This is a genomic window from Arthrobacter sp. TJ-270 (assembly GCF_058269075.1).
Genome location: NZ_JBZCNB010000005.1, coordinates 183,320 through 207,094, shown reverse-complemented (window position 1 = coordinate 207,094; position 23,775 = coordinate 183,320). Strand labels below are relative to the sequence as shown.

Genomic DNA, 23,775 nt, shown 5'->3' with positions numbered 1-23,775 from the left:
TGTTAGTGGATGTGGCTGCCGCCGTTGATATCGATGGTGGAACCGGTGATGTAGCCGGCGTCCTCCGAGGAAAGGAATGCAATCACTCCGGCGATGTCGTCCGTCGATCCCTGACGACCCAGCGGAACATCGCGGACGATCGCGGCCTCGAGCTCAGGCGTGGTGCCGACACGGATGTCCGTATCCACGGCGCCGGGGGTAACAGCATTGACCGTCACGCCCTGCGGCCCGAGTTCACGGGCCAGCGACTTGGTGAACCCTAGAATCGCGGCCTTGGCCGAGGAGTAAGGTACGCGGCCGAATACGCCGCCGCCGCGCTGGGCTGATACGGAGGACATGTTCACGATCCGGCCCCACTGCTGATCCAGCATGCCCGGCAGGAATGCCTTGGTCACGAGGTAGGTGCCTGTTGCGTTCACGGCCATGACCTTGTTCCACAGGTCGAGCGTGGTCTCCAGGAAGGGCACGGGCGAGGTGATTCCTGCGATGTTGGCCAGGGCACCGACAGCCGGAAGCCTGCCTGCAGAAACCTCGGCGTCAACGGCGGCGTGCGCTTCGAGAACTGACTGCTCGTTGGTCACATCAACGACGTGGCCGAAGGCAGGAACTCCAAAGTCACCGGCTATTTCGGCGGCGACCTTTGAGGAGGCTTCACCGTCGAGATCCAGAATGACGACGGCCCAGCCGTCGCGGGCATAGCGGGCAGCTGTCGCCTTACCGATTCCTCGTGGTGAGGCTGCGCCGGTGACGACGGCGGTGCGTTGAGGGTTGGTCATGCTTTGTCTCCTGGGAATCGGGGGATGTGTATCAGTTTTTCGGGGATGCGACGGTATGCGTTCCGTTCGCCTGTTCCGGCATGCTGACTGTCAACAGTCAACTCATTGAAGTGAAGCTTGTCACACTTTTCCCGACTCGTAAAGTCCCTGAGCAACCCATTGACAAACATTCCCGCGATATCGGACAGTGGATTTAGTTAACTGTCAACAGCAGGCCGAATTCCTGCAGCTCTGGAACTCTCCGGCGGCGCGGTACAGTTCCGTAGACGAACCAATTGCCGACACTCGGAGACCGATCAGTGGCAGCTTCATCAATGGCATTATCCGGACTCGCGCGGACCAACCTGCGCGAGCAAGCGGTCACGGCGCTGCGCATCGCAGTCACCACCGGCGAGCTTCCCCCGGGCAGGCATCTGGTCGAAACCGAGCTGTCGGAAACGCTCGGCATCAGCCGCGGCACCCTGCGTGAAGCGCTCCGTCAGCTTCAGCAGGAAGGCCTCGTTACCGCTGATGACAGGGGCCGTTTGCGGGTGCGCAACCTGGACTCCGGTGAGATCGGCGAGATTTTCGAGGTTCGTGCTGCCCTGGAGGCCCTGGCCGCTGAGCGTTTGGCGGCTAGGACCGACCGCAGCGCCGTCGTCGAGAAGCTGACCGCCGCCGTCGCCCACATGGAGCGGTCCCGGAAGGACGGTCTCGATGCGAGCATCGAAGCGGATCTCGACTTCCACCGAACGCTCGTCGAGCTGGCAGGGAACAGCACCCTGATCCACCAGTGGGGATCCCTCGAGGGCTCTATCCGGATGTCGATCATGTTCTCCGGCCTTGAGCGCGCAGTCGGCAACATGACACCGAACCGCCACCAGGACATTGTGGACGCGATCAAGTCCGGAGATACAGGCATCGCCCGTCACGTGACCATTGAACACATGGAAATTGCCCTTTCCAACCTGCTCGGCACTTCTCCTGAGGAGCCCGCTCAGTAACTCACGGCCGCGCCGATTCCAGGGCTGCTCAGTCGCAGGAAGCCGGCTCCTCGACGGTGCCGTTCTTCCGTTCGAAGTCGGTGATGGCGGCGACCTTGCCTGCGGAAGCAGACTGTTCATCGAAGCGGTAGCCGAGCCATTCCTTCACCAGGCGCTTGGCGAGTTCCAAACCGATCACGCGCTCGCCGACGCACAAAACCTGTGCATTGTTCGAGAGCACCGAGCGTTCCACGGAGAAGGAGTCGTGCGCGGTAACGGCGCGGATGCCGGGCACCTTGTTGGCACTGATCGCGACGCCGAGTCCCGTGCCGCAGATCAGCAGGGCGCGGTCGGCCCGGCCTTCGGCGATCTCACCGGCGGCCTTGAAGGCAACGCGGGGGTACGCGGTGTCCTCGTCTGCCTGGACACCGACGTCGAGCACGGAGGCAACGAGGTCGCTGTCTTCGAGCACCTGCTTGAGTGCTTCCTTGTAGCGCAGTCCGGCGTCGTCGCAGCCGATGACCAGCCGCAGTGGTGCGTTCATTTGGTTTCTCCCGTCAGTACCCGCGCGATCAGCGCGAATGATGTGGCCCCCGGGTCCGGGGTGCCGACGCTTCGTTCCGCAAGCGGACGCGCCCGGCCGAGTTTGGGGCGCAGTTCCGCCGTGCTGCGGGCAGCGGAATCGGCAGCCTCAGCTGCGGCGGCCATTGCCTCCGATGCAGGACGCCCTCCGTCGACCGATTCACGGAAGGTGGCGACGAACGGGACGACGGCGTCGACCATCGTCTTGTCACCCGGCTCCGCCTTCCCGAGTGCCACCAGCCGCTGCCGGAAAGCTTCGACCGCTTCGGCGAGGCGCTGCGCCGATGGGTGTTCTCCGTCGCCGATGACCCGGCCGAACGCCCCGAGGGCGCTGCCCCAGAGCACGCCGGAGGTTCCGCCCGCCTCACTCGTCCAGGCATCGCCACCGGCCTGCAGCACCGTGCCGACGCCCGCGCCAGCTTCGGCGGCGCGCTGTGCGGCGGCGAGCGCCGCGTCGATACCGCGGACCATGCCGCGGCCGTGGTCGCCATCGCCGGCGATAGCGTCGATCCGTCCGAGCTCGGTTTCGGCATCGTGGAGGGCTTTCCGGACCGACGCCATGAGTTCGAGAGTCTGGGCTGCGGCCGCGCGCGAGGCGTCGGAGCCTGATGCGTAAGCAACGCTGCTTTCCGCAGCGGCGTCGTCGTCGGCGTCCCACTCCGCGGCGGCCATATTGTCACCCTTGCGGTAGGCGGGGGTATCTGCCGGCGCGGTCCAGTACTTTTCCAGTTCCTCGTCGAGCCAGACAAGGGTGAGGGAGACACCGGCCATGTCCAGGCTGGTGACGAGTTCACCGACTTCAGGGTCCACCAGTTCCAGGCCCTGTTCACGCAGCAGCGGCGCCACCGATCCCCACAACACGAACAGTTCCTCGTACTTGGTGCTGCCGAGTCCGTTGAGGATGACACCGACCCGTCCGTTGTGGTCCGCGGGGGCCTCGGCCATGAGCCGGTGGACCAGCAGCCGCGCAAGGTCCTCAGCGGACGGGATGGGCTCGTTGTGCAGACCAGGTTCGCCATGGATACCCAGGCCCAGGCCCATTTCTCCCTTGTCTACGGTGAAGAGCGGAGCGGCTCCGCCGGGGAAGGTGCATCCGGAGAAGGCAGTGCCAATGGTGCGCGTGCGGTCATTCGCCTTGCGCCCGACGCGCTCGACCTCATCGATGTCCAAGCCTGCATCCGCCGCAGCAGAGAGCGCCTTGAAGACGACGAAATCGCCGGCGATCCCGCGGCGCTTGCTCATTTCATTGACGGGCGCGCTGGCAATGTCGTCGGTGACCAACAGGTTGCGGGCGTCGATACCCTCCTCCTGCAACTGTTCCGTTGCGAGCCCGAAGTTCATGACATCGCCGGCGTAATTTCCGTAGCTGAAGATCACGCCACTGCCACTGTGCGCGGCCTTCGCCACAGAGTACGCGAAGTGCGACGACGGCGAGGTGAAGATATTCCCGACGACGGCGGCGTCGGCGAAACCCGGTCCCACAATCCCTGCAAACGCCGGGTAGTGACCGCTGCCGCCACCCACAATGACTGCGACCTTGGGTTCGGCGGGCTTCTGCCGGCGGGTCACTCCCCCGGCAACTCCCCGGACGTAGCGGGGGTAAAGATCCACGAACCCGCGCATAGCGTCCCCGACGAACTCGGCGGGATCGTTGAATATGTGAGTCATGTCGAGTGCCTTCCAGCGAACAACGGATGAGTTAGGAGGTAGAAAGAGCCGGAACCCGGGTCATAGAACTGCTGCTTTCTGTCGTGACTTCGTACTGATGATGTCGGAGATGTACTCGCCGGCTTTGGCGGCGGCGGCCGGCCGCTCCTCATGGGAGACGTCCCGCGTCTCAAGTTCGAGCGCGAAGTTCCCGTCGTAACCGGCGTTCAACAGGGCGGCGATGCCGCCGGCGAAGTCGGCGGCTCCGTTTCCGATGGACAGATGGATGTTCCCCGGCACAGCGTCGCGAAGATGCACATGCCGGATGATCGGGGCAAAGCGTTCCACGAAGTCCATAGGGTCGTTGCCGGCAGCGACGATGTGGCTGAAGTCCATGACCACCCCGACGCCGCTCTCCCCCAGCAACTCATGGAGCCTGGAGGCGATGTCGATGTTCCAGCTGAGCCGGAAGAAGTGGAGGGATTCGGTCCACAGTTCCACACCATAGGACTGTGCGAGGCGGGACGCCGCGATGAGTTCCTCCGCAACGAGGGCGAGGTCTTCCTCCAGGTTTGCCACCGGCGCGTGGTCCTGCGCGCCGCAGGGAAGCACCAGGGCACGTGCACCGACGCCGGCTGTCAGTGACAGGAGTCGGTTCAGATGCTCCTGACGGGCGGCGCGCGCATCGGCGTCGAGTAGCGCATTGAGATCGCCTACGTCGCCGTTGACCGAACGCACGGCGATGCCGGATTGTTTCACCTGGCCGATGACCTCTGTCACCGCCTCCGCGGTGAGCTCGAAGGGCACATGGTTGCAGACACCGGGCAGCGCTCCGAGGTCAATCTGCTCGAATCCGATGCCGCGGATAGTGGACAGGGCCTCGGGAAGGTCCTGATGCCGGAAGCTGATACTGGAGCATCCCAGTTTGGGATGAAACGTCATCGTCACCTCTCGAGGTTCACTGTTCGACTGTTCGACTGTTAACAGTCAACCACGAAAAGGTGAGATCTGTCACGTGAATGCGGACGGTTGACTGAGCGGTCCCCGCGGGACGTGTTGACTCGTCGCTGACGGCATGCGGACCCTGAGCACGAAAGGAATGTCCCGCCGTCGGGCGTGGTTGTTGCGCGTATGAAGCGAATCGGATTCCTCTCCTTCGGCCACTGGTCACCGCTTGAAGGCTCACGCACCCGTTCCGCACGCGACTCCCTCATCCAGGGAATCGAGCTCGCGGAGGCAGCCGAGGAAATCGGCATCGACGGTGCGTTCTTCCGGGTCCATCACTTTGCGCGCCAGCAGGCAGCCCCGTTCCCGCTCCTCTCGGCCATTGCGGCCCGGACTTCGCGCATCGAGATCGGCACGGGCGTAGTGGATATGCGTTACGAAAACCCGCTCTATATGGCGGAGGAAGCCGCAGAAACCGACCTCATCAGCGGCGGACGGCTGCAGTTGGGAATCAGCCGGGGATCCCCCGAGCCAGCGCTCAACGGTGCGGCGAACTTCGGTTACGTCCCTGCGGACGGCGAGGAACCGGCGGACACGGCACGCCGGCACGCCGAGGTGTTCCGCTACGCGATCAGCGGTGCCGGGATTGCACAGGCCGACCCTCGTCAGGGAGCCGGCTTGCTACCCATCCAGCCGCACTCCCCCGGATTGAGCGAACGCATCTGGTGGGGAGCCGGCACACGGAAGACCGCAGTCTGGGCCGCCGAGCAGGGCATGAACCTGATGAGCTCGACCCTGCTGACGGAAGACACCGGCGTTCCCTTCGACCAATTGCAAGCCGAACAGATCCAGCTGTTCCGCGAAGCCTGGGACGAGGCCGGCCACACCTTTTCCCCCCGGGTTTCAGTCAGCCGCAGCGTCATCCCGATCGTTGACGACGAGGACCGACAATATTTTGCCCTCAGCGCGCTGCGCGAGACGCGCGACCAGGTGGGCGTGCTCGACGGCGCCATGTCCCGTTTCGGGAAAAGCTACATCGGCGAGCCCGACAGAATCGCCGCGGAACTGGCCGGTGACGACGCCGTGCGCTCCGCCGACACCCTCATGCTCACCGTGCCGAACCAGCTTGGCGTCGACTACAACGCCAAACTGCTGCGGAACGTCGCTGAACACGTTGCGCCGGCGATCGGGTGGGAGCGGAAGGTTGACGTCGATCGTCTTCCCTAGCTAGGCCTCCCAAGAATTTCCCAAGGTTTCTCCATGGGATCCTGCCTACCGTGAGATCTCCACATAGGTCAGGCGCTTCTGGGAGCCAAGCTCGGCCGTCATAACTCGTCCGCGTATCCGTTTTACCGATTGCCTCGAAGGCAGCGCCATTACAGACGGAGACCGGCGATGCCCTCCAGGTCCAGCAGCAACCTGTCATTGAAGGCGCTCGGCGTCGTCGTTCTTTCGCTGATGCTCGGAGTGCCTGCGAGCGCGCAGCCGCTGACAACGGCCTCGTCGTCGTCGGCCTCTCCTACCTCCGCGGAGGAGAAACAGATTTCGCAGGCCTTCACGGATCTGCCCCTGACCTTCGTTGAGAACCTCGGTCAAACCGATCCTCAGGTGCGCTACCACGCTCAGGGGTCCGACTACGCCTTCTTCTTTACGCCCGAGCGGATCGTCATCTCGCTCAGCGAGGATCTCCCCGTGGGGTCGAATGCCGCGCCCCGCGCGTCGGTCCTTGGCATGAATTTCGTCGGTGCCCACGACGGCGTCCAGCTGAAAGCCGTCGGACCCACTGACGCCCGGGTGAACTATGTCCGGGGCAATGACCCCGGCCAATGGAACACCGGGCTCTCCGGCTACTCTGAAGTCGTTTACGACGAGCTTTGGCCTGGAATCGACATGCGGCTGCGCGGCCAGGACGGCGAGCTGAAGTACGAGTTCCATGTCCAACCCGGAACTGACCCCGGCGTGATCGGGCTGGATTACGACGGCGCCAGCAGCCTCACGATGGACAGCTCCGGTGCGATGCAGATCAGAACTGCGCTCGGGTCCCTGGAGGACTCAGCCCCTGTGTCCTATCAGGAAATCGACGGTGCACGGGTGCCAGTGGCAAGCAGTTTCCAACTGAATGAAGGCACCGCCTACAGTTTCGACGTCGGTCCCTATCAGGCGGAGCACCCCTTGGTCATTGATCCGGGACTCGATTACTCCACCTTCGTTGGCGGCTCTAGCGCTGATCGCGCCGAAGCGATCACCGTCGATGCCGACGGAAACGCGATCATCGCCGGCAGCACTCAATCGACGGACTTCCCCACCACGGTGGGAACCGTTGACCGAACCTTCAGCGGCGGGGTGATGGATGCCTTCGTCACCAAGCTCAACGCTGACGGCTCCGGTCTGGTCTACTCCACCTACCTGGGCGGCACTCCGACGCCCACCCGGAGGGGCACGGTTGAAGAGACGGAGACGGCCCGTGACGTCGCGGTGGACGCTGCCGGGAACGCGTACATCACCGGGCAGACCAGCTCTGGCGACTTCCCCATCACCAGCGGAGCCTTTCAGCAGACGCTGAGCGTGGGGGAACAGACGGCCACCGACGGCTTCGTCACCAAGCTCAGCCCGACGGGCGGGCTGCAGTATTCCACCTTCCTGGGCGGGGCAGCGAGCGACGACGGACGTACCATCGCCGTCGACGGTGACGGCAATGCCTACGTAGGCGGCAGTACGTTCTCTGCCGACTTCCCTGTGAGCACGGGTGCATTCGACGCCACGTTTGGTGGCGGCGAGGACGTTTTTGTTGCAAAGCTGAACCCCGGCGGAAGCTCCCTCGCCTATTCCACCTTCCTCGGCGGGGCGGAGAACGAGCTGTCAGCGGGCATCGCCGTCGACACTGCCGGGAACGCCTACCTGACCGGCTCAACGCGCTCCCTTGAATTTCCCACCACGTCCGGCTCCTTCCAGCCTGCTCATAGCGGCGGCGGTTTCGCTGACCTCTTCGAGGTGTTCGTGACCAAGCTGGATACCACCGGGGGCAGTCTTGTCTGGTCAACGTTCCTGGGCGGCACCCGGGTGGACCGGGCCAACGGACTGGCGATCGACGGCGCCGGGAACGCCTATGTGACGGGAGGAACCCAGTCACCGGAATTCCCGACGACTGCCGGGGCGTTCGATACGGCCTTCGACTCGACCAGCGAATCCTTTGTCGCGAAGCTGCGCTCTGACGGCACCGCCCTCAGCTACTCCACCTACCTTGGCATCGCTTCCTCCGCGGCAATCAGCGTCGATGCGGCGAATAACGCATGGATCGGCGGCCGGGCCGAAGCCGGCGCAGCCACCACCGCTGATGCACATCAGCCGACCAATGCCGGCAGCGGCGATGCCTACCTTGCACAACTCAATGACAACGGCTCCAGCCTCATTTACGCCACCTATCTGGGCGGCAGCAACAACGAGTTCGCCAGCGGCATAGCCCTCGATCCGAACGAGAATATCTATGTCACCGGCACTACCCTGTCGTCGGACTTCCCGACCACTGCCGGGGCTTTCGACCAGCTATGGGCCGGCGACACCAGCATCTTCTGGGGCGACGCTTTCGTCGCGATGTTCGGAAGCGGCACAGCTCCGCCGCCTCCGCCACCGGCTGACACCACGGCGCCCACGGTAAGCATCTCCGCACCGGCAGCCGGCACCACGGTGTCCGGGACCACCACAGTCAGCGCGAATGCATCAGACGACGTCGGCGTCACGGAAGTCCGCTTCTTCGCGAACGGGAATGTCATCGGCACCGACACAACGGCACCCCACAGCATCTCCTGGGACACCACCCGCACGGCCAACGGCTCCGCGGAACTCACGGCCACCGCCGTCGACGCGTCCGGCAACACCGGTGATGCCGGACCGGTTACCGTAACGGTCGACAACAGCGCACCCACCACAACAACCACCTCGTTCTCCGGTCGCATCGACAAGAACCAGACGCTCAACCAGACCGTTTCATCTGGCATCGGCACCGTTACCTTCGATTTGAACTGGAACGAATCACGGGTGGACCTCGACCTTCGGGTCACAGGCCCCTCCGGAAACGAGGTTTACGTCAACACCAGCAACGCCAGACCGAAGACGGGCTCTTTCACGGCCACAATCGCTGGCGACTACCGGTTCTCGCTCATCAACAACACCGACCGCAAGACGAATTACACCCTCGACGTCACGCATCCGGTCAACTCGCCACAGGCGCCGGCCGATACGACGGCACCGACTGTGAGTATCTCCGCGCCGGCGAACGGCACGACCGTTTCAGGAACCGTTCCCGTGAGCGCCTCAGCGTCCGATAACGTGGGCGTTTCCGAGGTCCGCTTCAGTGTGGGCAACACACTGATCGGTGCGGACACGACTTCTCCGTTTGGGATTTCCTGGGACACCACCACTGTGGCTGACGGGGAGCACACCCTGACGGCGACCGCAGTCGACGCCGCAGGCAACACGGCCACGTCTGCACCGGTGACGGTCACGGTGGAGAACGTGGAGGAGCCACCGGTGGACAACACTGCCCCGGCTGTGAGCCTCTCCTCACCCCCAGGCGGAGCCACCGTTTCGGGAACGGTGACCGTAGCGGCCACTGCTTCCGACGACGTCGGGGTGTCCCATGTCGTCTTCTATGTCGACGGCACTGAGGTCGGCACTGACGAGACCGCGCCCTACGAGATCTCCTGGGACACCACAGGTTCCACTGACGGTGAGCACGTCCTGACTGCTACGGCCTTCGACGCAGCAGGCAACGCCGGCAACGCAGACGCGGTCGCGGTCACGGTGAACAATGCACCGCCGCCGACTGATACGACCGCGCCGACCGCGAGTATCTCGACGCCTGCTGCCGGGGCCACGGTCTCCGGCACCATCACCGTCAGCGCGGCTGCCGAAGACAATGTCGGCGTCACCGAAGTCCAGTTCTTCGCGGACGGCACGCTCATCGGCGCGGACACCACCGCTCCGTATGACATCTCGTGGGACACCACCACGACGACCAACGGCTCCGTGGACCTCACGGCCATCGCCACCGACGCCGCGGGCAACAGCGGCAACGCCGCAACTGTCAGCATCACCGTCGACAACAGCGCGCCGGCCCCCGCGCTGGCGTCCCTGAGCCTCGACCCCACGACCGTGACCGGCGGCAACAACTCGACCGGCACCGTCACACTCGACACTGCAGCGCCGGCCGGAGGTGTCACTGTTGCCCTGGCCAGCAGCAACACATCCGCCGCGACCGTACCTGTCAGTGTCACCATCGCCGAAGGAGCAACGGGAGCGACTTTCACCGTCTCGACCAGCACCGTCGGCACGAACACCTCAAGCATCATTTCCGCTACCTACGACGGGGTCACGCGTACGGCCACCCTTACCGTCACCGCACCCACTCCAACAACAACCACCACCACGTTCTCGGGGGAAATAGACGATAACCAGACGATCAACCGCATCGTCTCCTCCGGTACCGGCACGGTGACCTTCGACTTGAACTGGGACGAATCGCGGGTTGACCTCGACGTGCGGGTGACAGATCCCTCCGGGAGCCAGGTCTATCTGGACACCAGCAGCGCACGGCCCAAGACCGGGACCTTTACCGTAACCATTCCCGGTGACTACCGCTTCTCGCTCATCAACAACACCGGTCGGGATGCCGATTACACACTCAATGTCACCCACCCCATCAGGTAGGCCTGAGGGAGCAATTCATCGAAATAGAAGCTCTGACGAAAGAGACCGGTTCCGCTTCCGTTGAGGGAGCGGAACCGGTCTCTTTCGACTGAGCGGTTAAAGCTCGCCCTGGGTCGCCGTTCCGGCCGGGATGGCGGTCAACCGTGCCACTTCGACCGGCTTCTGCAGCAGACCCTGGAGCGATTTACCCAGGCGTGCAACAGCATCACCCGCACCGTGTGCGTCCAACAACTCCACGCTCTCCCATTTCTCGATCATCACGATGTCCCCGTTCGGGGCTTCGTGGATGGCGTAGAGCAGACACCCTGGTTCCTCGTGCACCTCAGCGATCGCCGGCCGAAGCGCCTCGACCACCTGGTCGAAGGCTCCCTCGTTGGGGGTGAAAACTGCGGTAACGACGATCGACATGGGATCTCACTCTCTTAGTCGGTAGAAGCTTCTTCGCCATACTAGACAACAACCGGACCCGTGTTTGGCGAGCTCTACCAAGAGGTGCAGCTGAGTCCCGGGGTACCTGAGGAAGGCGATGTCATGAGCGAGTCTCTTTCAGCGGCGGAATTCGAGAGCCGCCTCCGGGATCTCGCCACCGAGGAGCAACGAACCAAATACCAGCGCTTCTTCCCCGGCGACAATTCGCTGATCGGGGTGCGGATGGGTGACGTTTTCGCGCTCGCTAAGCAGAATCTCACGATGAGGACTGCCGAAATCGAGCGGCTGCTTGAGAGCGAAACCCACGAGGTACGTGTCGGCGCGTGCTCGATCATGGGCAAGGCGGCGACAGCGAAAAAGGTTCCTCCTGAGCGGCACGGTGAGTTGTACGACCTCTGTCTGCGGCGCCATGACCGGATCAACACCTGGGACCTCGTGGACCTCGTCGCATATCAGGTTGTCGGCTCCTGGCTGTTGAGCAGGTCGCGGAGGCCCCTGGACGATCTAGCGGTATCGACGTTTTGGCCCCGGAGAAGGAGCGCGATCGTCGCGACTGCGGCGTTCCTCAAGCGCGGGGAGGTCGCAGATACGTTGCGTATCGCGGCAATTCTTACGCACGACGAAGAAGAGTTCGTTCAGAAGGGTGTTGGGTGGATGCTGCGCTATGTCGGCGACAATGATGAGCTGGCGCTGCTCGCGTTTCTTGACGAGCACGGCCCCGAGATGGCTCGCTCAGCCGTGCGGGCTGCCACTGAGAAACTAGCCAAACCCATCCGCGACCGCTACGTCGGAAGAACAGGTTAGGGAGCCCCATGGACCAGCAGCTTCATTTCATCACCCTCGCCACCCGGAATCTCGACGCTGCCCGGGCGTTCTATCAGGACGGTCTGGGCTGGGAGGCGAAGCTCGATGTGCCAGGCGAGATCCTCTTTTACCAGGTTGCGCCGGGCCTGCTCCTCGGCTTGTTCGACGCCGACAAATTTGCCGAGGATCTCGGTCGCGGCCTCGCACCGGACGTGTCCGGTGTGACCCTCTCCCACAACGTCAACAGCCCTGACGCCGTCCGAAGCACCGTGGCCGCCATGACTGTAGCCGGTGGCGTGACGTTGAAAGCGCCGCAGCATGGCCAGTTCGGCGGCATCTTCCACGCGCATGTGCAGGACCCGAATGGCATCGTCTGGGAGATCGCCCACAATCCGGGCTGGCGCATCAACGACGACGGCGGCGTGGAACTCGGTTAGCCACCGCCCCTATAGTGGCCGCATGAGCAACGCCGACATCCACTTTTACTTTGACCCGGTCTGCCCCTTCGCCTGGATGACCAGCAAGTGGGTACGCATGGTGACCGAGGATCGCGACTACTCCGTCGATTGGCGCTTCATTTCATTGCGCCTGCTCAATTCGTCGGTCGACTACGACTCACATTTCCCCGAGGGCTATGAAGCCGGACATACTGCCGGCCTCCGCCTGCTCCGCGTCGCGGCCCGCACAAGGCAGGAGCACGGGCCCGACGCCGTCGGCACCCTTCATGCCCGGCTCGGCGCGCACATCTTCGACACCGGAAGGGACGATCCGTGGCAGTCCGGAGCCACGGGACACCACGGCAGCCGCGCCTTCCTCGAGCCGATTCTGGCAGAAGCCGGGCTGCCGTCGTCGTTGGTTGGCGCCCTTGAGGACGAATCGCTTGACGCCGTCATCCAGGCTGAGACCGACGAAGCGCTTTCCCACACCGGTAAGGACGTCGGCACACCGATCATCCACTTCGAGCCGCCCAACGGCGTGGCGTTCTTCGGCCCAGTCATCAGCAGGCTCCCCTCCCGCGAAGAGGCCGGTGAGCTCTGGGACCACGTGCTGGCCCTCGCCCGCTTCCCTGGGTTCGCGGAACTGAAGCGCAGCCTCCGCGAGCAGCCCCAGCTGCGCAGTTTCGGGATCGCCGAGGCCGAGGCGGGCGTCGAGGAGGACTGGCACGGCGGGAGTCGGCGCCAGAAGAAGTAGCGCCGCTCGCCAGACTGTTAACTGGACAGGTGAACCTCACCGAAACTCAGCGGCGCGCGGTCTCCGCGGGTGCCTCGTCGACAAATATGCTGCGCCGCTCCAATGCGCGGCTGATCCTCGACGCCATCTGGCGTGTCCCGTCCGGCACCACTATTACGCGAATGAACTCATCCGGCAACGACGTCGCACTTTCCGCCCCGTGTGGTGGCGTGGTCGCTCGCCGGGGACATCGTGCTGACCGGTGCAGTGAACGCCGCACTAGCCAGAGTTGGCCGTGACGCGTTGGATATCGAGCTGCGCCGGGGCTGACGGCTCCATCCCCCGGCCCCAGCATCAGGTCCGGGTTGCCTGGCGAACCTTCACCTCCGGGAAGTAGCTCCGGGTGTTGGAGACGTCTACGGGCTTATCGCCAAGAACGGTGAAGGATGCTGCAGCCCGAAGGTCGTTGGATGCTGAACCCACCCAAACTGAAACCTCACCTGGCTCGACGACGAATCGGCCGTCTGGAGCAGTGTGTCCCAGCTGTGAGCCCCGGACTGTATAGCTGACTTCTGCTTCGTCTCCGCTCTCAAGTTCCACTCGCGCGAATCCCGCCAATTGTTGGGCAGGGCGGGTGATTCCCGTCCCCAAAAGACCGACATACAACTGCGAAACTTCTGCGCTGCGTATGCTCCCTACGTTCCGAAGTGGGACGGTTATGGTCACTTCCTCATCTGCAGTGACTGCCGCCGGTTCGATCCGAAGCTCACCGTATTCGAACTCGGAGTAGCTCAGCCCATGCCCAAAGGCATACTTTGGGGTGCTTGGCATATCGGCGTAGGCCTTTGCCATGTCAATGCTTTCACGCCGGTAACCGCTGCCTCTTTTCTGCGCCTGGTATATCGGTACCTGCCCTGAGTGCCGGGGAATCGAGAATGGGAGCTTGCCTGAAGGAGCAGCGAGTCCGAAGAGTACGCGGGCGAGTGCCGTTGCGCCTTCCGGACCCGGGTAGTAGGCGGTAACCAGTGCAGAGAGGGCATCATCCACGCCGGAGAGTCCGTACGGGCGGCCCATATAGAGGACTGCCGCCGTGGGCTTTCCAAGCGCGGTCACTTCCTTTACGAGCTGTGCCTGTCGCGCGGGCAGGTCGATGTTTGCAGAATCGGTGCCTTCACCTTCTGTGGTTGTTCCTGAGAAGGCACCTGCCCTCCCACCAATAGCGAGGATGACCACGGTGGCTGTCGAAGCGGCAGCCACCGCCGTCTCAATGTCGTGCGGATCAGAATCGAGAACACCGGTGCCGGAAACGGATACGACATCCGCGTCTGGCATGAGCGATCGGATAGCCTCGCTCAGGCTCTGGCTTCCATACTCTTCGCGGACAACCTTCTCCAGATCAAGGTTCTCCATGGCACTGATGCGGTCCGCGGCAGCTTTTTTCATGTCCTCGGGCATGCCATCCAGCGCGCCTTCCATCCCGACCATCCGGGACCGGCCTGTCATCATTCCCTTGATCATTTCCAGGGCAGTGGGATAGGTGTAGTTGGCGAAGTTGACCATCCCTGAGTCCGCGTGCGGTCCTATCACGGCAATGCGGCGAACGCTGCGGTCGAATGGCAGGAGGCCACCGTCGTTCTTCAAAAGGGTCACAGACTGGGTCGCCAGTTCCTCCGAGAGTTGACGACCCTCCTTGGCCACCGCCCTGAGCGTGATTGGATCCTCTTTCACGAAAGGATCCTCGAACAGTCCGAGTTCGAATTTATGGGTCAGGACCCTGCAAACAGCCCGATCGACCAAAGCTTCATCGACCATTCCAGTTTCTACTGCCCTAGCCAGCGCGGGTCCATAGCCGTAAGCACTGGGTAGTTCGACATCCAGGCCTGCGGCGAGTGACATGGACCCTGCTTCCTCAGGAGTCCGTGCCACCCGCTGGCGCTCAACGAGATACTGAATGGTGCGGTAATCAGCCACCACCGTCCCTTCGAAGCCCAGTTTCTTTCGGAGCAAGTCCGTGAGCAGAGCCGACGATGTCGCGACCGGTACGCCATCAATCTCGGAATAGCTGTTCATGACACTGCGAAGGCCAGCGAGGCGTATGGCCGCTTCAAAGGGTGTTGCGTAGACGTCGTAGAGTTCCCGGGTTCCCAGTTGTGTGGCAGCAAGGTTCTGACCTGCCTCCGTCATGGCATAACCCAGAAAATGTTTGGCTGTGGCCAGAACACCTTGGCGGAGATCCTCCCCCTGCAGCCCCTGTACGAAAGCTACGCCCATCGCCGAGACGAGCAGGACTTCTTCGCCGTAGGTTTCGTGCACCCGACCCCAGCGCGCGTCCCGCGCTACGTCAAGAACTGGAGCCAGCCCTTGGCGGAAACCAACCGAAAGCATCTGTCGCCGGGTGAGGTCTGCCATTTCACGGACTCCGGCTGGGTTCCAGGTCGCAGCCAGACCTATAGCCGTAGGGAATGAGGAATGGCCTTCCGCCACAACCCCATTGAGAGCTTCATTGTGCAGGATGGCAGGAATTCCCAAACGGGTCGACTCACGAAGGAATGTTTGGATGTCGTTGTTCATCCTGGCCAGGCGTACGGCGTCACCGCCCGCCATCCCGGCACCAGAGATATGGCCGATTCCCTGACCTAGGTGGCGGTCCAGTTGCGCCTTGGCGACTCCGTCGGCCCCAAGAAGCGGCTGCGGAAGGATCCCTACGAGTTGCATAGTTTTCTCCGCCAACGTCATGCGGCCTAACAAGTCCGCCGCGCGGTCACCTACGGGCAGAGAGGGGTTCCGGTAAGTCATCAGTGACCTTTCGTGTGGCTCGCATTGTCGGAGTGCGCCTATCAACGGAGTCCGCTAGCGAATATAGTAACGCGTTTCGACTTTCATGGTAGCACCCCCTCCCCGCGGGCGGGTAGGGGGTGCTAGTGCATATGGTGTAGCGCCCCTGTTCTCAGCCGCCTTGACGTGCCATGTGGCGCGCAGCGCGGAGACCGAACACCACCGCGGGTCCGATAGTTGAGCCCGGACCAGGATACGTCCGCCCCATGACGGAGGCGGAGTTATTCCCAGCGGAGTAGAGACCTTCTATCACAGTGCCGTCCTCCCGTAAGGCCCGGGCCTCAGCGTCAGTGACGACGCCGCCCTTCGTACCGAGATCTCCAATCACCACTTTGAATGCGGTGAACGGTCCATTCTCGAGTGGTCCGAGGCAGGGATTGGGGTGGATCGTCGGGTCCCCGTAGTAGCGGTCATAGGCTGAGTTGCCGCGACCGAAGTCTCCGTCGACGCCCGCACGGGCGAAGCCGTTGAACCGTTGGACAGTCGCCTCCAGACGGGCGGGGTCCATGTCGAGTTTTGCGGCGAGCTCGGGGAGCGTGTCGGCCTTGACCATGATCCCCGCCTTCTTCATGGCTTTGTTGTTCTTCGGGTCGATCGCGAAGGTGCGGAGGTAACGGCGCGCATGCCGGACGTCGCCGACCATCCAGTACGGGCCGTCCTTGTCGTGCTCGAGCATGTGGTGGCCCAGGTCCACGTAGGACTCGGACTCGTTCACAAATCGCTCGCCCTGCGCATCAAGGATGACTGAGTAGGGCAGGGAACGCTCACCGACTATGAACGCGGGGCCATGGCCGGGCGGCGCGGCGACTGATCCGCCCCACCAGGCGTCATCCATGAGTTCAAGCGCGGCGCGGTTGTCCTGGGCAATCTCGATGGGGCGCCCGACGTTGCCCGGAGCGCCAGACGGGGCCCCATCGATTCCGTGGTGCTTCTGGCGGAGGTCCTTGTTGTGATCAAACCCGCCGCCGGCCAGCATCACGCCGCGCGTGGCGCCAATTCTCATTGGCTTGCCCTGTTTCGTGATTTGCACGCCTACGACGCGGCCATCTTCGACGATGAGTTCCTGCAGCGGCGCGTCAAGCCACATCTCTGCACCCTGCTTCTGGACAACAACGTCGAGGAATGCAGCAGCGAACCCCGCGCCGATGCCTGCGAGCTTCTTGCCGGTGACCACGCCGCCGAGGGCACGGAAGACGAACTGCGCCCCGCGGACGAACCCGGAAGGCGTTGACCACGCGCGACCCAGAAGCCATATGTCGTCAGTCTTGATAGGCAGCGCAACGGGGGCCTGGCACGTCTTCCACCAGTCGCCGATCTTCTTGATATCGAACGGCTCAACCTCAAGGGCACGGCCGATCTTGCCACCCGGGAGCTCGGGGTAGTAGTCCGGGTAATCGGCCGCGCGCACGAATGTCACGCCGTACTTCTCGGCGGTAGTGACGAAGTCAGCGACGCCGTCGACGAACGCTTCCTTGCGCGCCCGCGTAGTGGCGCGCCCCTCGTTCCCAACCGTCGCCTCGAGGTAGGTCAGAGCCTCGCTGCGGGAGTCGCCCGCACCGTCACGCTGCATGAGCGGGTTGTTTGGCAGCCACATGCCGCCGCCGGACATAGCCGTGTTGCCACCCCACTTGCTGGTGCTCTCCAGCAGGAGGACCCGCAGGCCTTCATCGGCTGCGCCCATGGCTGTCACCAGTCCGGCGGCACCTGTGCCGACGACGACGACGTCATAGCTTTGTTCGAAGTACTTCAGTCCTGGCATGCATTGCTCCTATGCTTCATCGCTGCCTGAATTCCGGAACAGGCTTTAGACAGGGGCGGCGGCGGAACCTCATTCCGCCGTCGCCCATTTCACTTCACTAGAGGGCTGACCAGCCGCCGTCGGAGGCGAGAATGGCGCCGTTGATGTTGGTGCCGTCGTCGCTGAGCAGGAAGGTGATCGATGCGGCCAGTTGGGCGGCGGTTGCCGGTGTGGGGATGTTGGTCTGCATGAGCGGGCCGAGGCGTTCTGCGGCCATTCGAGACCCGAAGTTCGCCACGATACCGGTGATGGTGGGCCCCGGCGCTACGGCGTTGAAGCGCAGGCCCTTGGGCCCGTAGATAACCGCGGAGTTCTTGGTCAGTCCCACGACTGCGTGCTTCGAGGCGGTGTACGCGGCGCCGGCGGCCGAGCCCCGGATCCCGGCCTCGGAGGAGACGTTCACTACCGAGCCCGTACCGGCGTCGAGCATGAGCGGCACCACAGCACGGCTAAGGCGCATGAGCGCGGTGACGTTGATTCGAAAGACCCGTTCCCAAAGCTCGTCGTCCACCTCGTGGATGGGAGCAAAGTTGTCCATAATCCCGGCAACGTTAGCCAGAGCATCCACCTGTCCGCCGACGGCAGCGATGACAGCGGCGACGGTCTCTTCCGTGGAGATATCACCGGCGACGGGCACCAGGTCCAGGCCACTGTTCTCCTCCACCAGGGCATCGAGGCGTTCCTTGCTGATATCTGCGGCGATGACCTTGCCACCCTCCTTGGCGATGCGCAGGGCGGTCGCCTGCCCAATCCCGGAAGCTGCACCGGTAACGATGACGGTTTTTCCTGCAAAGCGATTGCTGGTGATGGTTTCCTGCCACGTAGCTTCGTTGCCCATGATGTCCTTCCAGACGGTGATTGCGGTTCGGCGTTGGCCGTGCGCCCCAACCTTATGACACACCGTGTCATAAGGGAAGGGTCATACTTGTGGAATGCATTCGGATGACCCGACCTCCTCGACCCGCCCCATGGGTCGACCGGTAAGCATCGACCCCGATGCTGTAGCGGCCCACGCCCTCACCATGTTTGCCGAGCACGGGTACGAGCAGACATCCATGGAGGACATCGCCCGCGAGGCAGGCGTCGGGCGGAAGACCCTCTACCGCCACTTCGCGAACAAGGCCGAGCTGGTGTGGGGTGGAATGGGCCCCGCGATCGAAGCCTCCGCACCCATATTGGGCGCGCCCTCCGCTCCTGACATGCCAGGCGATGAGATTCTTGCAGGCCTTCGAGAAGCGCTAACTGTCGGCATCAACGCCCTTCCCGACCTGGCGGTCACCCGCGCTCGGCTACGGCTGATCGCCGAACACCCAGAACTCATGAGCCGAAGCTATGAGTTCCTCGCCCCACAACGCCATCGGACACGTTCCTACCTCACCGCCCGCGGAATCCCGGAACAGACAGCAAGATATCTGTGCGCTGCACTCATTGGCGCCTCATTCGAAGCGTGGTTGCAGTGGGCCGCCGGGGACGATCCGACGCCCGACCACCACCTCCTGGCCGCACTGACGGTCCTGCGTCTGGATGCAGTCTGACTTACTTCCTCACCCATGCCGCCTTCGAGGTGGCTTCCCGGGCTGGCGGCGTAAGCGTGCAGCCCTTCGTCTGTCACTTAAAAGAAATTCCGGCAATCGGTTGTCAGGGGCCGAAGGGGATGCTTCACTAGTTTCAGTACGAAATTAGAAATACGTTACTAATTTCCTCTAAGGCTGCCCCAGGTTGACTGCTTGCGGTGAAGGCCACTCATTCCATGACCAAAGGAGCTCTTGTGATCACCCGTGTGACCCGACCTAGATTCCGTTCCGGAATCGCTACTTCAGTTGCAGCAGTTGTTTTGCTGGCGACGACTGCCTGCTCTGGCGGTACTGATCAGGAAGAAGCCGATCCCGGTGCAACTGGCGCCAGCTCCGACGCCACCATTGCCCTGGCGGTCGGTGCAGCGCCGGCTTCCCTTGATCCCGCCCAACTTCAGGAGGGTCAGCAGACTTATGTCTGGGGATCCGTTTTCGACACGCTTCTTTATATTGATAACTCCGGCGAACTTCAGCCGAACGCAGCGGAAAGCTGGGAGCTGTCGGAGGATGGCCTCACTTTGTCACTGACCCTGCGGGAAGGGATGACTTTCAGCAACGGTGACCCGGTGACGGCAGAAGACGTCGCAGGGACACTCGAGCGGACCCGAACTACCCCTGGTCAGCAGCAGGGCAAGCTGTCTACCGTTCAGTCGATCGAAGCCACTGACGACAGAACCGTGGTGCTCACCCTGACACAACCGGACCCTTCGCTGCTTACGAATCTTGCCCTCGCCGCAGGAGTGATTGGTGACCCTGAGACTCTTGATGATGAGACCACGGCGTTGAATCCGGTCGGGTCGGGACCTTACATCCTTGACGAAGGTGCAACCGTTTCTGGGACAACTTATGTTCTGAAGCGTAGGGACGACTACTGGAACGCCGAGGCGTACCCCTTTGAGACCCTGACGGTCCGCGTCATCCAGGACCGAACTGCTGTTTTCAACGCGTTGCAGGCCGGGGAGCTCGATGCCGGAAACGTCGAGGCTCAGCAGGTTGAGCAGATCGAGGCTGCTGGGTTCGACACTGCCAAGGTCGAGGCCACTGCGATCGCTAACCTCGTCTTGGCGGATCGTGAAGGCACGATCCTTGAACCTCTCGCGGACGAACGCGTCCGGCAGGCCATCAACATGGCTTTTGACCGGGAGAAGCTGGTTGAGCAGGTCCTGCGCGGTTCCGGTAAGGCAACTGTGCAAATCTTCAACCCGAAGGGTGTAGCGTACGACCCCTCACTGGAGGGCACCTACACGTTCGACCCTGAAGGTGCTAAGAAGCTCCTTGCCGAGGCGGGATACCCGGACGGGTTCGACGTCACCATGCCCAGCACCGTGATTTCGAGGTCGTTTGAGCCGCTTATCGCTCAACCGCTGGCTGACATCGGGATCAACGTGACTTGGGAGCCTGTTCCCCCGCAAGATACGGCTGCTTCCGTTTCCTCCAAGAGGTTCCCGATGGTGTTCTTCATCGACGGACTCAACGTCACCCCGCGCGAGCTCCAGAACAACTTTGGTGAGGATGGCTTCCTCAACCCGTTTGCGGCCACGCCGCCCGAGCTGGAGGAGCTCATGACCGAGGTCAGCCTCGAGACCGATGAAGCCAAGGCTGCTGAGCTGTACAAGGAGATCAACACCTACATCGTAGACAACGCCTTGGACTCGCCGTTGTTCTACATCGGCACAATTTGGGCAACCGAAGATGGCATCGAGTACCTGGGTGATGGTTCAAACACCAGTAGCACCATCCGGGCGTTCGGCGTCACGAAGTAAAAATGGTGGGTCCCGGACGTCGCCGCCCGGGACCCACCTCCCTGCTTACTGCTTGAAGGACATCCAATGACCACCTATATCCTGCGTCGCTTCGGAACAGGCATCCTGCTTGCATTACTGGTGACGCTGATCACTTTCTTTCTGCTCAGTTTTTCCTTCGACTCGGTCGTTCGCGCCCGACTGGGCAGCGTAGCAACACCGGAAGCTATAGCAGCGATGACAGCCGACCTGGGTTTTGACCGGCCAGTACTGATCCAGTACTTCGACTGGCTGGGCGGAGTACTCCGCGGCGACTTCGGTAACTCTTTGTTCACGAGCGAACCCGTTGGGCCGGCGGTAGCGTCGCGGTTGGCCGTCACATTGTCCCTCGTGCTTGTCGCTTTGGCCATCACCGTGGTTATCAGCGTCACGCTCGGTGTCGTCGCGGCTGTTCGAGGCGGCGTAGTGGACCGCCTGGCGCAGGCAGCGTCTCTGGTGGGCTACGTCGTTCCGGGTCTGCTCATCGCGATCGTCCTGGTGGTGGTCTTCGCCGTTAACCTGCGTCTACTGCCTGCGACGGGGTACACCCCGTTCAGTGTGGACCCAGGTAGGTGGGCAGCCACCATCACCATTCCCGTCATTGTCCTCGTCATCGGTGGCGCCGCGAATATCACTGCCCAAGTCCGTGGCACGATGATCGACGAAATGCGAAAGGACTATGTGCGGACCCTCCGCACGCGGGGAATCTCCACGCGGTCCATCGTTCTCAAGCACGCCCTGCGTAACGCCGCCGGGCCCGCACTTACCGTCCTATCCTTTGAGTTCATCGCCATGCTCGGTGGAGCTCTCATCATTGAGAAGGTATTCGCGCTACCTGGATTCGGCACCTTTGCGTTCAACTCCTCCCTGCAGGGGGACATCACCGTGATCATGGGCATCACGCTGTTCAGCGTGATGCTCGTAGTCTCCATTAACCTCCTAGTCGACCTTGTGAACGGGTGGCTCAATCCGAAAGCGAGAATCTTTTGAGCGTCGAAGAACTCATCGTCGAACCGGTCCGAACAGCTGCCCCCCGCAAGTCGGTATGGCGGAAACTGCTGGGGGACCCCCAAGCTGTCATCACAGCGTCACTTCTGCTCGCTATTACCCTTCTTGGAATCCTGACTCCGGTTCTAACCCAGCACGGGCCGAACGAGGCGTCCCTGGACGCCATCAACGCACCGTTTGGGACACCAGGTTATCCCCTGGGCGGAGACCAGAACGGGCAAGACATCTTCACCCGCCTGCTCCACTCCATCAACACGAGCATGATCTCCGGCTTGATCGGAGCCAGTGTCGCCCTCACAATCGGCGTCATTTTCGGACTCATCGGCGGCTATTACGGGCGTAAGATCCAAGGTGCCACGGAGTGGGTTTTCAGCCTTATCATGACCTTCCCCGGGATCCTCCTCCTCATCATCCTCATGCCGGTCACGAAGGGTGACTACCGCGCTACCATGTTCATCTTCGGAATCCTGCTCTCTCCCGGGATCTATCGGATTGTCCGCAACCAGGTTGTGGGCGTTAAGAACGAACTGTTCGTTGATGCAGCGAAAGTATCGGGCCTTTCCGATATCCGCATCCTGGCTCGGCATGTTCTTTTCGTTGTTCGGGGACCTATCATCATCGCCGCAGCCTTTCTTGCCGGTTCAGCAATCACGTTGCAGTCGGGCCTGGCGTTCCTCGGTGTCGGCTCCAACACCATCCCCAGCTTTGGTGCGATGATCGCTGACGGATTCCTGAACCTGTACGAGGAGCCAGGTCAATTCCTCTGGCCGAGCCTGCTTCTGGGCGTCATTACAGCCTCAATGGTGCTACTCGGTAATGCACTGCGTGACGCGTTCGAAGGCGTCCGACCCAAAGCAGCAAAGCGTCCCAGGGCACAGGTTCAAGTGAAACCATCCGACCAGCAAGTTACCAGTGAAGAACCGTTGCTGCTGGCCGTTAGAGACCTTGCGATCGCTTATCCGACGCCAACGGGCGAACTGCAGGAAGTGGTCAACGGCGTGAACCTGGACTTGGCCGCCGGCCAGACCTTGGGTTTGGTTGGTGAGTCCGGCTCGGGGAAGACGCAGACTGCCTTCGCTGTCCTCGGCGTCCTACCTCCTGAGGCGGTCATAACACGCGGATCAATAAAGTTGGATGGCCGGGACCTTCTTGGCCTCAGCGAACGGGAGATGCGCTCCCTCCGTGGACGGTCCATCGCCTACATTCCCCAGGAGCCGATGTCGAATCTGGATCCGTCCTTTTCAGTGGGCGCCCAACTGGTCGAAGGAATTCGCGCGACCTCTGATATGTCGGCCAAGGACGCTAAGGAACGTGTGATCGCACTCCTGACGCGTGTTGGCATTCAGGACCCGGAACGTACCTTCCACTCCTACCCGCATCAGATTTCCGGAGGTATGGCCCAACGTGTTCTGATCGCCGGAGCCGTTGCCAGCCGACCAAAGCTTCTCATCGCTGACGAACCGACCACCGCCCTTGACGTCACCGTGCAAGCGGAAATCTTGGACCTCCTGCGGGAGCTGCAGGCAGAACTGAACATGGCGGTACTCCTCGTCACCCATAATTTCGGCGTCGTCGCAGACATCTGTGACCACATTTCCGTGATGCAGGCTGGACAGATCGTGGAGTCGGGAAGTGCCTTGGACATCTTCCAGAACCCACAGCATCCGTACACCACCATGCTTTTAGACTCCATCCTCGACGAGACCACGGTGCGTAAGGACGGCCCTACGGCTCTCCCCAGCACGGTCGGAAAGTAGC

The 23,775-nt window shown here is 62.5% G+C and carries 18 protein-coding genes; 10 read left to right on the top strand and 8 right to left on the bottom strand.

The annotated features are described in order from the left end of the window. Window positions 1-2 precede the first annotated feature (2 nt). Window positions 3-776, bottom strand: a complete 774-nt coding sequence (locus AC4D2M_RS11615) for an SDR family NAD(P)-dependent oxidoreductase (RefSeq protein ID WP_490892028.1) — start codon at window positions 774-776, stop codon at window positions 3-5. Between the two features lie 299 nt (window positions 777-1,075). Here AC4D2M_RS11615 and AC4D2M_RS11610 point away from each other — a divergent pair, with 299 nt between their 5' ends. Further along, window positions 1,076-1,759, top strand: coding sequence for a GntR family transcriptional regulator (locus AC4D2M_RS11610; protein ID WP_490892027.1), 684 nt, complete (start codon window positions 1,076-1,078; stop codon window positions 1,757-1,759). A 28-nt stretch (window positions 1,760-1,787) separates the two neighbouring features. Here the strand turns inward: AC4D2M_RS11610 and AC4D2M_RS11605 are convergent, their stop codons facing one another. Genes AC4D2M_RS11605 through AC4D2M_RS11595 form a run of 3 tightly spaced genes read right to left on the bottom strand, consistent with a single transcriptional unit; the run spans window position 1,788 to window position 4,909 of the window. Further along, on the bottom strand, window positions 1,788-2,282 hold the full coding sequence (locus AC4D2M_RS11605) for a ribose-5-phosphate isomerase (protein WP_490892026.1): 495 nt from the start codon (window positions 2,280-2,282) through the stop codon (window positions 1,788-1,790). Beyond that, the gene (locus tag AC4D2M_RS11600) at window positions 2,279-3,988 is read right to left on the bottom strand and encodes a dihydroxyacetone kinase family protein (RefSeq protein WP_490892024.1); all 1,710 of its coding nucleotides are present in this window, start codon (window positions 3,986-3,988) and stop codon (window positions 2,279-2,281) included. The genes AC4D2M_RS11605 and AC4D2M_RS11600 overlap by 4 nt, the downstream gene beginning before the upstream one ends. Before the next feature lie 60 nt (window positions 3,989-4,048). Next, a complete protein-coding gene (locus AC4D2M_RS11595; protein ID WP_490892023.1) occupies window positions 4,049-4,909 on the bottom strand; it encodes a sugar phosphate isomerase/epimerase family protein in 861 nt (286 codons plus the stop codon). Between the two features lie 189 nt (window positions 4,910-5,098). On the opposite strand from AC4D2M_RS11595, the gene AC4D2M_RS11590 reads away from it, so the two are divergent. Further along, window positions 5,099-6,139, top strand: a complete 1,041-nt coding sequence (locus AC4D2M_RS11590; RefSeq protein ID WP_490892022.1) for an LLM class flavin-dependent oxidoreductase — start codon at window positions 5,099-5,101, stop codon at window positions 6,137-6,139. 168 nt (window positions 6,140-6,307) lie between these two features. Continuing rightward, complete coding sequence (locus AC4D2M_RS11585) at window positions 6,308-10,618, top strand: beta strand repeat-containing protein (RefSeq protein WP_490892021.1); 4,311 nt, start codon at window positions 6,308-6,310, stop codon at window positions 10,616-10,618. Between the two features lie 96 nt (window positions 10,619-10,714). Here AC4D2M_RS11585 and AC4D2M_RS11580 read toward each other — a convergent pair whose 3' ends face one another. Further along, a complete protein-coding gene (locus AC4D2M_RS11580) occupies window positions 10,715-11,026 on the bottom strand; it encodes a putative quinol monooxygenase (RefSeq protein WP_490892020.1) in 312 nt (103 codons plus the stop codon). Between the two features lie 123 nt (window positions 11,027-11,149). Here AC4D2M_RS11580 and AC4D2M_RS11575 point away from each other — a divergent pair, with 123 nt between their 5' ends. Genes AC4D2M_RS11575 through AC4D2M_RS11565 form a run of 3 tightly spaced genes read left to right on the top strand, consistent with a single transcriptional unit; the run spans window position 11,150 to window position 13,042 of the window. Beyond that, window positions 11,150-11,851 carry a DNA alkylation repair protein gene (locus tag AC4D2M_RS11575; RefSeq protein WP_490892018.1) on the top strand — a complete coding sequence of 234 codons (702 nt, stop codon included), beginning with the start codon at window positions 11,150-11,152 and terminating at the stop codon, window positions 11,849-11,851. A gap of 8 nt (window positions 11,852-11,859) precedes the next feature. Next, window positions 11,860-12,288, top strand: a complete 429-nt coding sequence (locus AC4D2M_RS11570) for a VOC family protein (RefSeq protein ID WP_490892017.1) — start codon at window positions 11,860-11,862, stop codon at window positions 12,286-12,288. A 22-nt stretch (window positions 12,289-12,310) separates the two neighbouring features. Then, complete coding sequence (locus AC4D2M_RS11565; RefSeq protein WP_490892016.1) at window positions 12,311-13,042, top strand: mycothiol-dependent nitroreductase Rv2466c family protein; 732 nt, start codon at window positions 12,311-12,313, stop codon at window positions 13,040-13,042. Between the two features lie 333 nt (window positions 13,043-13,375). Here AC4D2M_RS11565 and AC4D2M_RS11560 read toward each other — a convergent pair whose 3' ends face one another. The 3 genes from AC4D2M_RS11560 to AC4D2M_RS11550 form a co-directional block, all read right to left on the bottom strand. Beyond that, window positions 13,376-15,817, bottom strand: coding sequence for a beta-glucosidase (locus tag AC4D2M_RS11560; RefSeq protein WP_490892015.1), 2,442 nt, complete (start codon window positions 15,815-15,817; stop codon window positions 13,376-13,378). 151 nt (window positions 15,818-15,968) lie between these two features. Continuing rightward, window positions 15,969-17,615 (bottom strand): FAD-binding protein, encoded by a 1,647-nt coding sequence (locus tag AC4D2M_RS11555; protein ID WP_490892014.1) that lies wholly within the window; start codon window positions 17,613-17,615, stop codon window positions 15,969-15,971. Window positions 17,616-17,712: 97 nt separating this feature from the next. Further along, complete coding sequence (locus AC4D2M_RS11550) at window positions 17,713-18,492, bottom strand: SDR family NAD(P)-dependent oxidoreductase (RefSeq protein ID WP_490892013.1); 780 nt, start codon at window positions 18,490-18,492, stop codon at window positions 17,713-17,715. A gap of 94 nt (window positions 18,493-18,586) precedes the next feature. Here AC4D2M_RS11550 and AC4D2M_RS11545 point away from each other — a divergent pair, with 94 nt between their 5' ends. From AC4D2M_RS11545 to AC4D2M_RS11530, 4 genes are all read left to right on the top strand, one after another. After that, entirely contained in the window at window positions 18,587-19,189 is a 603-nt protein-coding gene (locus AC4D2M_RS11545) for a TetR/AcrR family transcriptional regulator (protein ID WP_490892011.1), read from the top strand. Window positions 19,190-19,422: 233 nt separating this feature from the next. Continuing rightward, window positions 19,423-20,991, top strand: a complete 1,569-nt coding sequence (locus AC4D2M_RS11540) for an ABC transporter substrate-binding protein (RefSeq protein ID WP_490892009.1) — start codon at window positions 19,423-19,425, stop codon at window positions 20,989-20,991. Between the two features lie 66 nt (window positions 20,992-21,057). Next, window positions 21,058-21,999: an ABC transporter permease gene (locus tag AC4D2M_RS11535; protein ID WP_490892007.1), complete on the top strand. Its 942-nt coding sequence runs from the start codon at window positions 21,058-21,060 to the stop codon at window positions 21,997-21,999. Further along, the gene (locus tag AC4D2M_RS11530) at window positions 21,969-23,774 is read left to right on the top strand and encodes a dipeptide/oligopeptide/nickel ABC transporter permease/ATP-binding protein (RefSeq protein WP_490892006.1); all 1,806 of its coding nucleotides are present in this window, start codon (window positions 21,969-21,971) and stop codon (window positions 23,772-23,774) included. The genes AC4D2M_RS11535 and AC4D2M_RS11530 overlap by 31 nt, the downstream gene beginning before the upstream one ends. The last annotated feature ends 1 nt before the right edge of the window (window position 23,775 follow it).

Excerpts from the sequence above, each read along its gene's own strand:
- AC4D2M_RS11615 (WP_490892028.1), bottom strand. The coding sequence starts at position 776 with ATGACCAACCCTCAACGCACCGCCGTCGTCACCGGCGCAGCCTCACCA.
- AC4D2M_RS11575 (WP_490892018.1), top strand. The coding sequence starts at position 11,150 with ATGAGCGAGTCTCTTTCAGCGGCGGAATTCGAGAGCCGCCTCCGGGAT.
- AC4D2M_RS11590 (WP_490892022.1), top strand. The coding sequence starts at position 5,099 with ATGAAGCGAATCGGATTCCTCTCCTTCGGCCACTGGTCACCGCTTGAA.
- AC4D2M_RS11555 (WP_490892014.1), bottom strand. The coding sequence starts at position 17,615 with ATGCCAGGACTGAAGTACTTCGAACAAAGCTATGACGTCGTCGTCGTC.
- AC4D2M_RS11535 (WP_490892007.1), top strand. The coding sequence starts at position 21,058 with ATGACCACCTATATCCTGCGTCGCTTCGGAACAGGCATCCTGCTTGCA.
- AC4D2M_RS11565 (WP_490892016.1), top strand. The coding sequence starts at position 12,311 with ATGAGCAACGCCGACATCCACTTTTACTTTGACCCGGTCTGCCCCTTC.
- AC4D2M_RS11600 (WP_490892024.1), bottom strand. The coding sequence starts at position 3,988 with ATGACTCACATATTCAACGATCCCGCCGAGTTCGTCGGGGACGCTATG.
- AC4D2M_RS11580 (WP_490892020.1), bottom strand. The coding sequence starts at position 11,026 with ATGTCGATCGTCGTTACCGCAGTTTTCACCCCCAACGAGGGAGCCTTC.
- AC4D2M_RS11585 (WP_490892021.1), top strand. The coding sequence starts at position 6,308 with ATGCCCTCCAGGTCCAGCAGCAACCTGTCATTGAAGGCGCTCGGCGTC.
- AC4D2M_RS11550 (WP_490892013.1), bottom strand. The coding sequence starts at position 18,492 with ATGGGCAACGAAGCTACGTGGCAGGAAACCATCACCAGCAATCGCTTT.
- AC4D2M_RS11545 (WP_490892011.1), top strand. The coding sequence starts at position 18,587 with ATGCATTCGGATGACCCGACCTCCTCGACCCGCCCCATGGGTCGACCG.
- AC4D2M_RS11595 (WP_490892023.1), bottom strand. The coding sequence starts at position 4,909 with ATGACGTTTCATCCCAAACTGGGATGCTCCAGTATCAGCTTCCGGCAT.
- AC4D2M_RS11570 (WP_490892017.1), top strand. The coding sequence starts at position 11,860 with ATGGACCAGCAGCTTCATTTCATCACCCTCGCCACCCGGAATCTCGAC.
- AC4D2M_RS11605 (WP_490892026.1), bottom strand. The coding sequence starts at position 2,282 with ATGAACGCACCACTGCGGCTGGTCATCGGCTGCGACGACGCCGGACTG.
- AC4D2M_RS11560 (WP_490892015.1), bottom strand. The coding sequence starts at position 15,817 with ATGACTTACCGGAACCCCTCTCTGCCCGTAGGTGACCGCGCGGCGGAC.